Below are 15,906 nucleotides of genomic sequence, written 5' to 3'. Positions count from 1 at the left end.
CTGCGCGTCACCGAGGTCGCGTTGGTCGAGTTCCAGCTCAGCGTGTAGCTTTGCCCAGCCGCCATCGGCGACGGCGTGCGCGAGGCGCTGATCGTCGGCGGCGGCGCGGTCGTCATGGTTTCCGTGTACGTCGCCGTCCCGCCGGCGCCGCTCGCGGTCCACGTGCAGGTGGACGGGTAGCCCGCCCAGGCCGCCTGGGCAGTGCCGGTGGACGTCCCGCTGACCGTCGGCATGGCGGAGTTGTCGGTGAAGCCGGTGCCGCTGGCCGTGCAGGTGCGCGCCACCGAGGTCGCGTTCGTGGAGTTCCAGGTCAGCGTGTAGCTTTGCCCGGCGACCATTGGCGATGGCGTGCGCGAGACGCTGATCGTCGGTGGTGCAGCCGACGTCGTCATCGTCTCCGTGAACGTCGTCGTGCCGCCGCTGCCCGTCGCCGTCCACGTGCAGGTGGAGGGATAGCCCACCCACGAAGGATCGGCGCTGCCGGTCGATGTGCCGCTGACGGTCGGCATGGTGGCGCTGCCGCTGAAACCGGTGCCATTAGCCGTGCAGCTGCGCGTGACCGACGTCGCGCTGGTCGCGTTCCACGTCAAGGTGTAGCTTTGGCCGGCCACCATTGGCGACGGCGTGCGGCTCGCGCTGATCGTCGGCGCGGCGGGCGACGTGGTCATGGTTTCCGTGAAGGTCGCGCTGCCGCCGCTGCCGGTTGCGGTCCACGTGCAGCTGGAGGGATAGCCCACCCACAAAGGATCCGCTGTTCCCGTCGAACTCCCGTTGGACGCGAACGTCGAGTTCCCGGCAAAGCCCGTGCCTGGCGCGGTGCAGTTGCGCGACACCGAGCTGGCGTTGGTGGAGCTCCACGTCAGCGTGTAGCCTTGCCCCGCTACCATCGGCGACGGTGTACGCGAGACGGTGATGGTCGCGGGTGCCGAGGTCCGCATCGTCTCGGTGAACGTCGCCGTGCCGCCGTCGCCCGTGGCCGTCCACGTGCAGGTGGAGGGGTATCCCACCCAGGCGGGGTCGGGCGTTCCGGTGGATGTGCCGCTGACCGTCGGCATGGTGGCGCTGCCGCTGTAGCCGGTGCCGCTGGCCGTGCAGCTGCGTGTCACCGAGGTCGCGTTGGCCGTGTTCCAGGTCAGCGTGTAGCCTTGCCCAGCCACCATCGTCGACGGGCTGCGCGAAACGCTGATCGTCGGTGGTGCCGCCGAGGTGGTCATCGTTTCGGTGAACGTCGCGGTGCCGCCGCTGCCGGTGGCCGTCCACGTGCAGGCAGAGGGGTACCCCACCCACAGCGGATCGGCGCTGCCGGTCGATGTGCCGCTGACCGTCGGCATGGTGGAGCTGCCACTGAACCCGGTGCCGCTGGCCGTGCAGCTGCGCGTCACCGACGTGGCACTGGTTGTGTTCCAGGTCAGCGTGTAGCTCTGCCCCGCCACCATGGTCGAGGGCGTGCGCGAGACGCTGATCGTCGGCGCCGCGGCCGAAGTCGTCATGGTTTCCGTGAACGTCGCCGTGCCGCCGCTGCCCGTGGTTGTCCACGTGCAGGTGGACGGATAACCCACCCAGAGCGGGTCGGCCGTTCCGCTCGAAGTCCCGCTGACGGCAAGCGTCGAACTGCCCGCAAAGCCTGTTCCGGTCGAGGTGCAGCTGCGCGACACCGAACTTGCGTCGGTCGAGCTCCACGTGAGTGTGTAGCCCTGGCCTGCGACCATCGTCGAAGGCGTGCGCGAGACGGTGATGGTCGCGGGGGGCGAGGTCGTCATCGTTTCGGTGAACGTGGCCGTGCCGCCGGTTCCCGTGGCCGTCCACGTGCAGGTGGACGGATAGCCCGCCCAGGCGGGGTCGGCCGTGCCGGTGGATGTGCCGCTGACCGTCGGCATGGTGGCGCTGCCGCTGAACCCCGTACCGCTGGCCGTGCAGCTGCGCGCGACGGAGGTTGCGTTCGTCGTGTTCCACGTCAGCGTGTAGCTTTGCCCTGGAACCATGGGCGAGGGCGTGCGCGAAACGCTGATCGTGGGCGCCCCGGACGCCGTCGTCATGGTTTCCGTGAACGTCGCGCTGCCGCCGCTGCCTGCCGCGGTCCATGTGCAGGTGGACGGATAGCCCACCCAAGCCGGGTCGGCGGTGCCGGTGGACGTGCCGCTGGCCGTCGGCATGGTGGAGTTGCCGGCAAATCCCGTGCCGCTGGCCGTACAACTGCGCGTCACCGAGGTGGTGTTGGCCGAGTTCCAGCTCAGCGTGTAGCTTTGCCCCGCGACCATCGGCGATGGCGTGCGCGTCACGCTGATCGTCGGCAACGCCACAGTCGTCATCGTCTCCGTGAACGCCGCCGTGCCGCCGGCGCCCGTGGCTGTCCACGTACAGCTGGATGGATAACCCACCCAGGCCGCACTGGCCGTGCCTGTGGAGGTGCCGCTCACCGTCGGCATGGTGGAACTGCCGGTGAATCCCGTGCCGCTGGCCGTGCAGCTGCGCGTCACCGAGGTGGCGTCAGTGGTGTTCCAGGTCAGCGTGAAACTTTGCCCCGCGACCATCGGCGACGGAGTGCGCGACACGCTGACCGTCGGCGGCGCGGCCGAAGTCGTGACCGTCTGCGTGTAGGTCGCGCTACCGCCGAGGCCTGTCGCCGTCCACGTGCAGGTGGAGGGATACCCGACCCAGGCGGCACTCGCGGTTGCGTTGGACGTGCCGCTCACCGTGGGCATGGTGGCGCTGCCGCTGAACCCGGTGCCGCTTGCCGTGCAGTTGCGCGTCACCGACGTTGCATCCGTCGTGTTCCACGTCAACGTGAACGGCTGCCCTGCCACCAGAGGCGACGGAGCCTGGGACGCCGAGATGGTGGGTGGGCCGACGACGGCGACGGCGACGTTGGTGGTCGGCGCACCGAACCAGCCCGACGTGCCCTGGATCATCTTCCATTGGAAGTTATAGGTGCCCGCGGTCAGCGGCGCCGTTACTTCAAAGGCGAAGGTGTAGTTGTCCTTGCCGCGCGCGACATAGGTGAGCACGGGAACGCGCGACAAACCCCAGGTCTGGTTGTTCGCGGGGCTCTGCGAGCCCAGCTGGAAACTCGTCGGGGACCAAGTGTTCGTGCCGTTGTTGAAAAGAGTGATGGAGACGTTGTACTTCTGCCCGCTCACCATCGTCGCCGGCACGCTTTGCGAGACGAACGCGGCGTTGTTCTGCGCCTGTGCAAGCGACGATGCAAGAAGCAGCGCCAGCAGGGCGAAGGCTCGGCGCAGGAAATGACCAATGCCTGTTTTCATTCTTGATCCTGGGATGTGTTGTTCGGTCACGGCGAAACGCGTTGGGCAACGCGCTTGCCACCCAGGTAGATGTATTCGACGAGCTTGTTGGACTGGCTCGGTGTGTACTCGACCAGCTGGTTCCCCCTGGAGTCGTAGAACTCGTAGCTGGTGACGCCGCCTTTCGTGACGGACACCCTCCGGTTCAGGCCGTCATAGACATACGCGATTTTCAGCGCCGGGTCCGAGCAGTTGATGCACGTGAGGTTGGGCGCGCCCTCATAGGCGTAGCTGTTCCCCGCACCGGAAGTGATGTTGCCGTAAGCGTCGTAGCCGTACGAGGCAGCGCGGTACCCGGAAACGCTGCTGAGGCGGTTGCTGCCGTCGTAGCTGTAGATCAGGCTGAACGTGCCGAACGATTGGCTGGTGATGTTGCCGCCGCCGCTGTATGCGATCGTTCCCCCACCCCAGGGCCCGCTGGCGCTCGCCAACCGATCGATATCGTCGTAATTCAGCGTCCGGGTGTAGCTGCTGTCCGTGAAGTCGCTGATGCTGGTCAGGTTGCCGACGCCGTCGTAGCCGTACAAGCTGTTCGAGTAGAAAGTGCCGCCTTTTTGCGTGCTGAACGAACTGGGCCACAAGCGCGTGCCCTGCCCGTAAGCGGTGACGGTTCCATTGCCATAGTTGATCTGGCTGATCTGGCCCGACGGCCAGTAGGACACGCTATTGACGTAGCCCGAAACCTGGGTCGGCCGGCCCAGCACATCGGGCGAGTAGCTGACGACGCTGCCGGACCGCGGATAGGTGATCGAGCTCAGCTGATCCAGCGTGTTGTAGCCGTACGTCGCGGCCAGCGTGATGCCGTTGATGGTCATCGACTCGTTGGTCAGGTTGTCGTTGGCGTCGTAGCTGTAGTTGCGGCTCACCGCGCTCGTCGTCACCGACTGGAGCTTGCTGGTCCTGGTATAGCTCTGGGTCACGGCTGGCGTGCTGCCCGGATACGTCACCGACGCCAACCGGTTCTGGCCGTCGTAGCCGAACGTGGTGAGGCCGGAGCTTCCGACCGTGCGGGACGTCATGTTGCCGGCGGAATCGCGTCCATAGGTCGTGTTCCCCGTCTCCGGATTGGTGACCGACGTCAGGTAGTAGCTGCCGTTGTATCCGTAGGTGCGCGTGATGCCCGCCTGCGTGATGGAAGTGACCAGGTCCCGGCTGTTTCGCGCCATCGACAGATTGGCGGCGGACACCGGCGACGCAATGCCCATCAGGAACTGCCGGTCGGGGTCGCCGTAGGCGCGGTACGTGGACGTGGTGGACTTCGTCCGCTCATTGGTCACGGTCTTGCTTGCCGCGCCGTACGCGATTGCCTGGTATGTACCGTCGGCGCTGTGGCTCACCCTGGTCAACCGGTTCAAGATGTCGTACTGGTAGCTCGTGCCGGCCGAGGAAGCCGGGTCGGACGCGAAGGTCGTGCGCCCCAGCGCATCCACGGTGTACGAACGCGCGATGCCGCCCAGCGTGATGCTGGTGGTGCGGCCGAAGCCGTCGTACTGGGTCGTCTCCGTCAGGGAGCCGCGCGTCGCGGTTTTCGATGCCGTGCCATATGAGATGGTCGCGGAACTGCCGGCGGGGTAGTCGATGGACTTGACGCGATTCAAGCCGTCGTAGGTATAGGCTGTCGTTCGCGACTCGCCGTTGGTTTCCGACGTGACGTTCCCCGCGTCGCTGACGACACGGGAGATGAAAATGCCTTCCGGCTGGGTTTCGGATTGGGCGATGCCGCGCTTGTAGCTGGAATAGGAAGAGGTCAGGGACCTGGGAAGCGTCGCGGAGGAAACGTTTCCCTGGCCGTCGTAGCTGTAGGTAGTGACAACGCCATCGCGGGTGATGGACGTGAGGTTTCCGTTACCGTCGAAATTGCGGGTGACCGAGCCGCCGCTGAAGCTTTCGTTCTGCACCTGCCGGATGATCCACTTGGAGGTGTCGGTGTAGTAGCCAAGCGTCGTCGTTCGACTTCCGCCGTTCGGTCCGGCCTCCGACACGCTGGTTGGATTCCCGTAAGTATCGAACGCGCTGTAGCTGGTGGTGTACGTCGCGCCATCGCGGGTGATGGACTTCTGTTGCAGCACCGGTGCATTGGTCGAGTTGTTGTCCACCTTGGTGACGAACTGGCCAGGGCGAAAGTAGGTCTCGTTGGAAATTTCCTGCTTGGTCCAGGTGTAGTTTTCCGTCTGCTCGGCATCCGACCTGGACGTGAGCAATCCCACCATCCATACGGTTCCGGAGCCGGAATAGAGCGGCCCGATGTGTTGGTAGGTGATTGCGCCTGCGGGCGTGGTCACCACTGTCTTGTCATAGACGCCGTAACTGCCTGGGGTGTAGCTGAAGGACCAGGTGCCGCCTGTGCTCTGCGACTTGGAACTCACGACCGTGGTGCGCGCGCTGGGGTTGCCCTGCGGGTCGAAGTACGCGAAAGCGTACCCGTAGCTGATCGTTCCCCCCTGCGGGTACGTGACCTGGTTCACGGCGAAGCTGCCCGCCGTCGGATCGATCTGCTGGTTGTAATTGTAGTTCCAGTACGTTCCGTCCGGGCGCGTCACCCGCGAGAGAAAGTACTCTCCGCTGTAGCCCGTCAGCGGCGTGTACGAATAGTCGACCGTATTGCCCGCGGCACTGATGGAGCTGATGCGGCGGTTGACGGTGCCACCTTCCAGGTAACTGAAACTGGCCGAGCGGCCGTCGCTGGCGGACAGGCCCGTGATTTGCGGCCTGCCTGCCGCGGACGTGTAGCTGATCGTGGCGTAGTTGCCGTTCCTGTCCGTGATCCGGGTTGTGTACCATGCATACACGTTGTTGACGCCTGTGCCGACGTTGTACATCTGCGTCATGTCGTACCGCCTTCCATCCGGCGAATAGACGATGAGGCCTCCGGATCCGGAAGCACAGTCCGCCCTCCAGCGCTGCGTGGTCAGCATCTGCGGGCTGGTGCCGCCGGTGAAAGTGAGCAACTGGCGGCTGCCGTCCTGCAGTTCCAGCACCGGGTTGCCCACGATCGACGGAGAATCGTTGGTGCACACAGAGGTGTTCCCGGTTTTGAGGACCCGTCCGAAGTGGACGGTCCAGCCGACCCCGGCGTGCGAGTCCTCGGCGGTCGGGTGAGCCGGATCGACCGACGCGCTGTTGTACGACCGCACCACATCGATGTCGAAGCCGCCGTTGCCCGGAAGGTGCATGTCCACGTAGTGCAGCTGCAGTGCGCCCGTGAAGGGGTCGATGTGTTCGCTGAACGCCTGGTTGACGTAACTGCGGTTCGGATACAGGCCGGGGTCCCGATAGAAATCGGGAACGACTTCCTGCGCGAACGCCTGGGCTGTGAGCAGGAGGAGCAGCCACGCCATCATGGTCTTCGTTGTGCGCAGCCATCGATCTGCCGAGGAGCGCAGCCTCACGACAAGATCCGCCACACTGCACGCCCCCACTGTGTTGAAGTCCTGCTTCGCCGGGCGGGCGTGCTTGTTGGTGCGCCGTGCCGGTGCACCACATGTTGCGAACTCTGCCATGACTACCCTCAATTCCAGGGTCGCGACCTTAGCTCATCCGCACGCCGGTCACAAATGGCAAAAGTTCACAAGGCCTTCGGTTGACACATCTGCGAAAGCAGGGCGCGCTTGCCGCAGGTCCATCCATCAGGGGTTTATCATCGCGGACCATGCTCGAGCAACGCATCCAGCAGCACTTCATCGACAGCGCCGACCTGAAGTACCAGTCCGCGCAAGTCCTCAGCAAGCCCATCGCCGCCGCCGTGCAGGCGATGCTGGCCTGCGTCACCAGCGGCGGCAAGGTGCTGGCCTGCGGCAACGGCGGCTCGGCGGCCGACGCGCAGCACTTCGCGGCCGAGTTCGTCGGCCGCTTCGAGCGCGAGCGCCCGGAGCTGGGCGCGATCGCGCTCACCACCGACAGCTCCATCCTCACCGCCATCGCCAACGACTACGACTTCGAGCGCATCTATTCCAAGCAGGTGCGCGCGCTGGGCCAGGCGGGCGACGTGCTGCTGGCGCTGTCCACCAGCGGCAATTCGCCCAACGTGCTGGCCGCCATCGAGGCGGCGCACGAGCGCGAGATGTCGGTGGTGGCGCTGACCGGGCGCGGCGGCGGCCAGATGGCCGCGCGGCTGCGCGAGACCGACGTCCACATCTGCGTTCCGCACGAGCGGACCGCCCGCATCCAGGAGGTCCACATCCTCGCGCTGCACTGCATCTGCGACGGCGTGGACGCCCAGCTTCTCGGAGAACAGGAACCCCCGACATGACATCGCTTCTCCCCTCCTCCCGCCTGCTGCTCACCACGCTGGCGGCATCGGCCCTGGCGGCGGCGCTGAGCGCCTGCGCGCCGCTGATCATCGGCGCCGCCGCCGGTACCGCGCTGGTGGCCACCGACCGCCGCACCTCGGGCACGCAGCTCGAGGATGAGCGCATCGAATTGCGCGCGGCCAGCAGCCTGCGCGGCGCCTTCGGCGAGCGCGCCCACATCAATTTGACCAGCTACAACCGCCAGGTGCTGCTGACCGGCGAGGTGCCGAGCGACCAGGCCAAGCAGCAGGCCGAGCAGATCGTGGCGCGCGTGGAGAACGTGCGCGGCACCTTCAACGAGCTGGGCGTGATGGGCACCACCAGCCTGCAGCAACGCTCCAACGATGTGCTGATCACCGGCAAGATCAAGGCCTCGCTGGTGGACGCGCCCGACGTGCAGGTCCATGCCTTCCGCGTGGTGACCGAGCGCGCCACCGTCTACCTGATGGGCCGCGTGACGCAGCGCGAAGCCGACCGCGCGACGCAGATCGCGCGCAACGTGGGCGGCGTGACGCGCGTGGTGCGGCTGTTCGAAACCGTCAGCGAGGAAGAGCTGCGCCGCAGCCCGGCGCCACTCGCCCCCCCCGCCAACGCGCCGCGCAGCTGAAGCCGCCGATCTAGCGCAGGCGGCGGATCAGGCTGGACGTGTCCCAGCGGGCGCCGCCCTGGGCCTGCACGTCGGCGTAGAACTGGTCCACCAGCGCGGTGACCGGCAGCCGCGCGCCGTTGCGCTTGGCTTCGTCCAGCACCAGGCCCAGGTCCTTGCGCATCCAGGCCACGGCGAAGCCGAACTCGAACTGGTCGGCGATCATGGTCTTGCCGCGGTTGTCCATCTGCCAGCTCTGCGCCGCGCCCTTGCCGATCACCTCGAGCACCTGCTCCATGTCCAGCCCGGCCTTCTGGCCGAAGGCGATGGCTTCCGACAAGCCCTGCACCAGCCCGGCAATGGCAATCTGGTTGACCATCTTGGCGAGCTGGCCGGCGCCGCTGTCGCCCAGCAACGTGAAGGCGCGCGAGAACGCCATGGCCGCTGGCCGGGCGGCGTCGAAGGCCGCCGCGTCGCCGCCGCACATGACGGTGAGCAGCCCGTTCTGGGCGCCGGCCTGGCCGCCCGAGACCGGGGCGTCGACGAAGGACAGGCCGCGTGCGCGGGCCTCCGCGGCCAGCTCGCGCGCGACGTTGGCCGAGGCGGTGGTGTGGTCCACCAGGATCGCGCCCGGCTTCATGCCGGCGAAAGCGCCGTCCGGTCCCAGCGCCACGGCGCGCAGGTCGTCGTCGTTGCCGACGCAGCAGAACACGATGTCGGCGTCGGCCGCCGCTTCGCGCGGCGTCGGGCGGGAGCCGCCGGTGAACTCCTTGCACCACGCCAGCGACTTGTCCGCGCTGCGGTTGTAGACCGTGACCTTGTGGCCGGCCAGCGCCAGGTGGCCGGCCATGGGAAAGCCCATCACGCCAAGGCCGAGGAAGGCGACTTTGCGCGGCGGGGTGGGTTCGTACGTCTTGGGATTCGTGGAAGGCATGCTGCTGCTCCTGGGCGTGCGGGCAATTGTAGGGACCCGCCATTGCGAATAGAGTGTTAGGGGACCCCCTGAACACACCGGCGGCCCCGTGCGGCTTAATCCGTGCACCGCAATCACCTGGAGCACCCATGAAAAAGAAGTTCGCCGCCGTTGCCACCGCTGCCGGCCTGTTCGCGCTGCTCGCCGCGTGCACCACTACCACCGGCGGCACCGCCGCGGCGCCGGCCACCGGTCCCATGGGCTTCTTCGTCACCAGCGCGGGCAGCGGCAAGGGCGCGGATCTGGGCGGGCTGGCGGGCGCCGATGCGCACTGCCAGCAGCTGGCGACCGCGGCCGGCGCCGGCGGCCGGACCTGGCGCGCCTATCTCAGCGTGGCGCCCACCATGCCGGGCGGCACCTCGCCAGGCGTGCCCGCGGTCAATGCGCGCGACCGCATCGGCAGCGGCCCCTGGCACAACGCCAAGGGCGTGCTGATCGCGCGCGACGTCGGGCACCTGCACGACGGCAACAACATCTCCAAGGACACGGCGCTGGACGAGCGCGGCAACCTGGTGCGCGGCCGCGGCGACAACCCCAACGAGCACGACATGCTGACCGGCTCGCGCGCCGACGGCACTGCCTTTGCCCCGCAGACCGACACCACGTGCAAGGCCTGGACCCACAGCGGCCCCGACGGCTCGGCGGTCGTCGGCCACCACGACCGCAACGGCCCGCTGCCCGAGAACTGGGCCAAGTCCTGGAACTTCTCGCACCAGACCTCAGGCTGCACGCAGCAAGGCCTGGTCAGCACCGGCGGCGCGGGACGCTTCTACTGCTTCGCAAGGTAATCACTTTGAAATCGCTGCGCGATTTCAAAGTGGGTTGAGGATTGGTGCGAGGCGGCCCGGCGAAGCCGGTTCCGCCTCGCAAGAGGGAGTGCGCTGCACGTTGTTCCGCGCCCTCCAGCGCCAGCGTCGCTCCGCGCCGTCAGACGATGGCTAGATGTTCGGTCCCAGCTGCCAGGTCGGAGCTCTTCGCGCGCTGGCTGTTCAGTTTGATTTGCAGGCGCAGGTCGTTCACCGAGTCGGCGTTGCGCAGCGCGTCTTCATAGGTGATGACGCTGTTCTCGTACAGGTCGAACAGCGCCTGGTCGAAGGTCTGCATGCCCAGGTTGCGGCTCTTCTTCATGATCTCCTTGATCTCGGAGACCTCGCCCTTGAAGATCAGGTCGGAGATCAGCGGCGTGTTCAGCATGATCTCCACCGCCGGCGCGCGGCCCTTGCCGTCCTGCTTGGGAATCAGGCGCTGCGACACGAAGGCCTTCAGGTTGAGCGACAGGTCCATCAGCAGCTGCGTGCGCCGCTCCTCGGGGAAGAAGTTGATCACGCGGTCCAGCGCCTGGTTGGCGCTGTTGGCGTGCAGCGTGGCCATGCACAGGTGGCCGGTTTCGGCGAAGGCCACCGCGTGCTCCATGGTTTCGCGGTCGCGGATCTCGCCCATCAGAATCACGTCGGGCGCCTGGCGCAGCGTGTTCTTCAGCGCGGCTTCCCAGCTGTCGGTGTCCAGCCCCACTTCGCGCTGCGTCACCACGCAGTTCTTGTGCGGATGCACGAATTCCACCGGGTCCTCGATGGTGATGATGTGGCCGTAGGAGTTCTCGTTGCGCCAGTCGATCATGGAGGCCAGGCTGGTGGACTTGCCCGAGCCGGTGGCGCCCACCAGGATGCACAGGCCGCGCTTGGACATCACGATTTCCTTGAGCACCTGCGGAATGCCCAGGCCATCGATGGTCGGCAGCGTCTGCGGGATCACCCGCAGCACCATGCCCACCTTGCCCTGCTGCACGAAGGCGTTGACGCGAAAGCGCCCGATGCTCGGCGGCGAGATCGCGAAGTTGCACTCCTTGGTGCGTTCGAACTCCGCGGCCTGCTTGTCGCTCATGATCGAGCGCGCCAGCGCGAGCGTGTGGCCGCCCTGCAGCGGCTGAGGCGACACCTTGGTGATCTTGCCGTCGACCTTGATCGCGGGCGGAAAGTCGCCCGTGATGAACAGGTCGCTGCCATTGCGGCTGATCATCAGCTTCAGCAGGTCGTTGATGAATTTACTCGCCTGATCGCGTTCCATGGCGCTATTCCTTCGCTGTCTCTTCGTTCAGTTCAACGCCGCTCGGACAGGCGGGCTCCCACGACGCGCAAGCGCATGGAGAGCTTGCGCGCCAGCAGCGCCACCAGGGAGGCTGCCAGATGCGGCTGCTCGCGCATCATCTGGTCCATGGCCTCGGCGCCGAGCACGGCGATGTCGCATTCCGTCAGGCTGATGCATGCGGAAAACCGCATGCCGCTGTCCAGCAGCGACATCTCGCCCAGGATGTCGCCGGGCCGCGCCTCGGTCAGGCGCATCTGCTCGCCCCAGGGCTGCAGCCGGTCCACCGCGATGGTGCCGGACAGCAGCACCACCATGAAGTTGCCGTATTCGTCCTGGCGCACGATGTCGCGGTCGGCCGGCACGAAGGCGAAGTCGAAGAACTTCTCCAGCCGCCGCACCGCCTCGGCGTCCAGCCGGCCCATGTACTTATCCTTGGCCCACAGCGCCTGCAGCTGGCCCATGCCGCGCGTGCCCGAGATGCGCTTGGCGCCGACCTCGTTGGCGCGCGCCTCCCAGGGAACCAGCATCGAGGGATCGACGCCCTGGTCGGCGAAGGCGGTGGTGAACAGCAGCGAATCTTGCACGTCGCCGCCGCGCGGGGACGCGCGGCGCAGCAGGTCGAGGACGCCCTTCATGGTGTGTGTTCCTGCCGTTCTAGCCGGGGAAGTTCTCGGGGATCTTCGCCTTGCTGCGCGCCTCGGCCGGGCTGATCAGGTTGCGCTTGACCAGGTCGGACAGGTTCTGGTCCAGCGTCTGCATGCCGAAGCTGTTGCCGGTCTGGATGGCGGAATACATCTGCGCCACCTTGGCTTCGCGGATCAGGTTGCGGATGGCCGAGGTGCCCAGCATGATCTCGTGCGCGGCGACCCGGCCAGTGCCGTCCTTGGTCTTGCACAGCGTCTGCGAGATCACCGCCTGCAGCGACTCCGACAGCATGGCGCGGACCATTTCCTTTTCCTCGGCCGGAAACACGTCGATGACGCGGTCGATGGTCTTGGCCGCGCTCGACGTGTGCAGCGTGCCGAACACCAGGTGGCCGGTTTCCGCCGCCGTCATCGCCAGGCGGATGGTTTCCAGGTCGCGCATTTCGCCCACCAGGATGCAGTCCGGGTCTTCGCGCAGCGCCGAGCGCAGCGCAGCTGCGAAGGACAGCGTCATCGGCCCGACCTCGCGCTGGTTGACCAGGCACTTCTTGGATTCGTGCACGAACTCGATCGGGTCTTCCACCGTGAGGATGTGGCCGTATTCGGTTTCGTTCAGGTGGTTGACCATGGCCGCCAGCGTGGTGGACTTGCCCGAGCCGGTGGGCCCGGTCACCAGCACCATGCCGCGCGGCTTCAATGCCAGCTCGGTGAAGATCTTCGGCGTGTTCAGCTGTTCCAGCGTGAGGATCTTCGAGGGAATGGTCCGGAACACGGCGGCCGCGCCGCGGTTCTGGTTGAAGGCGTTGACGCGAAAGCGCGCCAGCCCTTCGATCTCGAAGGAGAAGTCGCACTCCAGGAATTCCTCGTACTGCTTGCGCTGCGAGTCGTTCATGATGTCGTAGACCATGGCGTGGACCTGCTTGTGGTCCATGGGGTCGACGTTGATGCGGCGCACGTCGCCGTGCACGCGGATCATGGGCGGCAGGCCGGCCGACAGGTGCAGGTCGGAAGCCTTGTTCTTGACGCTGAACGCCAGCAGCTGGGTAATATCCACGAATCCCTCTTCTCTCACGACGCTCGACAGTAGCCGAATCATTATGACGACGATTGGGAGCAAGCTCCAGCACGTTCACCAGCGCATCGCCGCCGCCTGTGCGGCGGCGCATCGGCCCGTGAACGAAGTCACGCTGCTGGCGGTTTCCAAGACATTCGGCCCACAGGCGGTGCGCGACGCACACGCCGCCGGCCAGCGCGCGTTCGGCGAAAACTACATCCAGGAAGCGGTGGAGAAGATCGCGCTGCTGGCCGACCTGCCGCTGGAGTGGCACTGCATCGGCCCGGTCCAGAGCAACAAGAGCCGGCTGGTGGCCGCGCATTTCGACTGGGCCCACACGGTGGACCGGTTGAAGCTCGCGCAGCGCCTGTCCGAGCAGCGCCCCACCGACAAGCCGCCGCTGAACGTATGCATCCAGGTGAACATCGACGGCGGGGCGAACAAGGCCGGCGTCGCGCCGCAGGACGCGCTGGCGCTGGCGCGCGAGGTCGCGGCGCTGCCGCGGCTGGCGCTGCGCGGCATCATGACCATTCCGGAGCCGGCCGCGGGCGTCGCCGCGCAGACCGCGGTGCACCTGCGCGCGCGGGTGCTGTTCGACGACCTGCGCGCGGCCGGCCTGCCGCTGGACACGCTGTCCATGGGCATGACGTCCGACCTGGAGGCCGCCGTGCAGGCCGGCGCCACCATGGTGCGGGTGGGCACGGCCATCTTCGGCGGCCGCCCCGCCAGGCTCACTTCTTCGGCACCGCCAGCGGCTTGACGCTGCCGCAGTCGGCGGCCAGCCACTTGCCGCTGCCTTCCATGGTCATGGTGTCGGGCTTGCCGGCGATCACCGTCTTGAGGGTCATGCGGCTCTTGTAGGCGTCCGAGCCGAGCATGGTGTATTCGCCCTCGCCGCTGGACGGCGGATTGCCGCAGGCGAACGCGAACTTCATGGTGCTGCCGCTGCGCGACTGGCTGGTCGTCTTGCAGTCGCTGTTGCCCATGGGAATCTCGTTGCGCTCGGTCATCTCCTTGGTCATGCAGATCTGCATGACCATGCCGCCCGCGCCGGTCCCCATCTTCACGCCCTGCTTGGCCAGCATGTCTTCCATCATCTTGCGCTGCTCGGGCGGCATGGCGGCCATCTGCTTGCGCATCTCGGCCTGTGCCTGCTCCATCTGGCCGCCCTGGGTCTTGCTGGTGATGTCCCACAGGCCGGGCTTGAGCGATTGCGCCGAGGCGGCCAGGCTGGCCAGCGCAAGGCCGGCGGCGACAAACACGCGGATGGACATGCGAAACCCCTCTGGCAGATGAGAATGAAAAACCGGATTCTGCCCGCGCCGGCGGAGCGCCCCGCGCCGGTAAACGCTGTTCGTTTATTTTCGCTTTGGCTCAGCGTGGCCCTCGGCCACCACGCATTGGACCTCGGCCTCGGCCAGCAGCTGCGGAAATGGCTCGGGCGCCGGCTTGTCGGTGAACAGCCGGTCGATCTGGGCCAGCCGCGCCAGTTCGACCATGGCAGGCCGGTGGAACTTGCTGTGGTCGGCGGCCAGCCAGACCTCGCGCGACTGCTGGATGATGGTCTGCGCGACCTTCACCTCGCGGTAGTCGAAGTCGCGCAGCGATCCGTCGGCCTCGATGCCGGAGATGCCGATCAGCCCGATGTCCACCTTGAACTGGGCGATGAAATCCACCGCCGGCTCGCCGATGATGCCCAGGTCGCGCGCGCGCACCACGCCGCCGGCCACGATCACCTCGCAATCGGGGTTGGGGCTGAGGATGGCCGCCACGTTCAGGTTGTTGGTGATGACGCGCAGGCCCTTGTGGTGCAGCAGCTCGCGCGCGATCGCCTCGGTGGTGGTGCCGATGTTGATCAGCAGCGAACAGCCGTTGGGCACCTGGCGCGCCACCGCCCGCGCGATCGCCGCCTTGCCGCCCACGTGCAGGCGCACGCGCTGCTGGTGCGCGATGTTCTCGGTGGTGGAACTCGGCACGCGCACGCCGCCGTGGAAGCGCGTGAGCAGGCCTTCTTCCGCCATGCGCTGCACGTCGCGGCGCACCGTCTGCAGCGTCACGCCCAGCTGCTCCGCCAGTTCTTCGACCGTGACCGAACCGCGTTCGCGCACGACTGCGAGCAGCTTGAGCTGGCGGGGATTGGAATTCATCGTTCTGCGCTCTCGAGGTGTGCCGGGGGAGCTTAGACGCAACCAAACGAAACAGACCGAGGGAAAACTCTTGCTCTATTCGCGCAAAAGCGAAACAAAATAGAACGCAAGCGAAAAACATCCGGATACATCTCTTCCATACAGCGCCGTGGCCATCCCTCTGTCCCCACGCCCGTCCGGAGCCCCCGGCGACGCACTTCCAGGCGAATCCGATTGCGACGTGCTGGTGGTCGGCGGCGGCATCAATGGCGCCGGCATCGCCCGCGACCTGGCCGGGCGCGGCTGGCGCGTGGTGCTGTGCGAGCAGGACGACCTCGCGCAGCACACGTCGTCGGCCTCCACCAAACTGATCCACGGCGGCCTGCGCTACCTGGAGCACTACGAGTTCTCGCTGGTGCGCAAGGCGCTGCAGGAACGCGAGGTGCTGCTCAGGAGCGCGCCGCACATCATCCGGCCGCTGCGCTTCGTGATCCCGCACGATCCCTCGATGCGGCCGGCATGGATGATCCGCTGCGGCCTGTTCCTCTACGACCACTTGGCGCGCCGCGACCTGCTGCCCGCCAGCACCGGCGTGGACCTGCGCCGGCACGCGCTGGGCGACTGCCTGCAGCCGCACCTGGGCCGCGCCTTCGTCTACTCCGACGCCTGGGTGGACGACGCGCGGCTGGTGGTGCTGGCCGCGCTCGACGCGCAGGCGCGCGGCGCGCGCATTCTCACCCGCACCCGCTGCACGGCGGCCCAGCGCGGCCCCGGGGGCTGGACCGCGACCCTGCAGCCTGAAGCCGGCGCGCACCATCCAGGCCGGCCGCATGGCCGCGTCGTGCGG

The 15,906-nt window shown here is 67.0% G+C and carries 13 protein-coding genes; 5 read left to right on the top strand and 8 right to left on the bottom strand.

The features are described 5' to 3' along the window. Together H0U68_RS12145 and H0U68_RS12140 are read right to left on the bottom strand one after the other, a co-directional pair. Positions 1-3,263: hypothetical protein (locus H0U68_RS12145; RefSeq protein WP_296355900.1), on the bottom strand; the 3,263-nt coding region annotated here is incomplete at its 3' end. Positions 3,264-3,289: 26 nt separating this feature from the next. Then, positions 3,290-6,802: an RHS repeat domain-containing protein gene (locus H0U68_RS12140; RefSeq protein ID WP_296355898.1), complete on the bottom strand. Its 3,513-nt coding sequence runs from the start codon at positions 6,800-6,802 to the stop codon at positions 3,290-3,292. Positions 6,803-6,951: 149 nt separating this feature from the next. On the opposite strand from H0U68_RS12140, the gene H0U68_RS12135 reads away from it, so the two are divergent. Continuing rightward, positions 6,952-7,551 carry a phosphoheptose isomerase gene (locus tag H0U68_RS12135; protein WP_296355896.1) on the top strand — a complete coding sequence of 200 codons (600 nt, stop codon included), beginning with the start codon at positions 6,952-6,954 and terminating at the stop codon, positions 7,549-7,551. Beyond that, entirely contained in the window at positions 7,548-8,198 is a 651-nt protein-coding gene (locus H0U68_RS12130; protein ID WP_296355894.1) for a BON domain-containing protein, read from the top strand. The genes H0U68_RS12135 and H0U68_RS12130 overlap by 4 nt, the downstream gene beginning before the upstream one ends. Positions 8,199-8,208: 10 nt before the next feature. Here the strand turns inward: H0U68_RS12130 and H0U68_RS12125 are convergent, their stop codons facing one another. Continuing rightward, positions 8,209-9,111, bottom strand: a complete 903-nt coding sequence (locus H0U68_RS12125) for an NAD(P)-dependent oxidoreductase (RefSeq protein ID WP_296355892.1) — start codon at positions 9,109-9,111, stop codon at positions 8,209-8,211. Between the two features lie 128 nt (positions 9,112-9,239). Between H0U68_RS12125 and H0U68_RS12120 the strand changes: the two genes are divergently transcribed. Beyond that, a complete protein-coding gene (locus H0U68_RS12120; RefSeq protein WP_296355890.1) occupies positions 9,240-9,938 on the top strand; it encodes a hypothetical protein in 699 nt (232 codons plus the stop codon). A gap of 139 nt (positions 9,939-10,077) precedes the next feature. Here H0U68_RS12120 and H0U68_RS12115 read toward each other — a convergent pair whose 3' ends face one another. The 3 genes from H0U68_RS12115 to H0U68_RS12105 are packed head-to-tail and all read right to left on the bottom strand — an operon-like array spanning position 10,078 to position 12,933. Continuing rightward, a complete protein-coding gene (locus tag H0U68_RS12115) occupies positions 10,078-11,214 on the bottom strand; it encodes a PilT/PilU family type 4a pilus ATPase (RefSeq protein ID WP_296355888.1) in 1,137 nt (378 codons plus the stop codon). Between the two features lie 32 nt (positions 11,215-11,246). Next, positions 11,247-11,870: a cyclic nucleotide-binding domain-containing protein gene (locus tag H0U68_RS12110; RefSeq protein WP_296355886.1), complete on the bottom strand. Its 624-nt coding sequence runs from the start codon at positions 11,868-11,870 to the stop codon at positions 11,247-11,249. A gap of 19 nt (positions 11,871-11,889) precedes the next feature. After that, complete coding sequence (locus H0U68_RS12105) at positions 11,890-12,933, bottom strand: type IV pilus twitching motility protein PilT (RefSeq protein ID WP_296355884.1); 1,044 nt, start codon at positions 12,931-12,933, stop codon at positions 11,890-11,892. 43 nt (positions 12,934-12,976) lie between these two features. On the opposite strand from H0U68_RS12105, the gene H0U68_RS12100 reads away from it, so the two are divergent. Further along, positions 12,977-13,693 (top strand): YggS family pyridoxal phosphate-dependent enzyme, encoded by a 717-nt coding sequence (locus H0U68_RS12100; protein WP_296355882.1) that lies wholly within the window; start codon positions 12,977-12,979, stop codon positions 13,691-13,693. Here H0U68_RS12100 and H0U68_RS12095 read toward each other — a convergent pair. Further along, positions 13,665-14,207, bottom strand: coding sequence for a DUF3617 domain-containing protein (locus tag H0U68_RS12095; protein ID WP_296355879.1), 543 nt, complete (start codon positions 14,205-14,207; stop codon positions 13,665-13,667). The genes H0U68_RS12100 and H0U68_RS12095 overlap by 29 nt on opposite strands. 84 nt (positions 14,208-14,291) lie before the next feature. Then, positions 14,292-15,080: a DeoR/GlpR family DNA-binding transcription regulator gene (locus tag H0U68_RS12090; RefSeq protein ID WP_296355877.1), complete on the bottom strand. Its 789-nt coding sequence runs from the start codon at positions 15,078-15,080 to the stop codon at positions 14,292-14,294. A gap of 154 nt (positions 15,081-15,234) precedes the next feature. Between H0U68_RS12090 and H0U68_RS12085 the strand changes: the two genes are divergently transcribed. Beyond that, on the top strand, positions 15,235-15,906 hold a 672-nt coding region (locus tag H0U68_RS12085), incomplete at its 3' end, for an FAD-dependent oxidoreductase (RefSeq protein WP_296355902.1).

Origin of the sequence: Ramlibacter sp., assembly GCF_013697775.1 — a bacterium.
GTDB lineage: Bacteria > Pseudomonadota > Gammaproteobacteria > Burkholderiales > Burkholderiaceae_C > Ramlibacter.
Note: the sequence above shows the minus strand (reverse complement) of the source record. Positions and strands in the feature narration are given on the sequence as shown.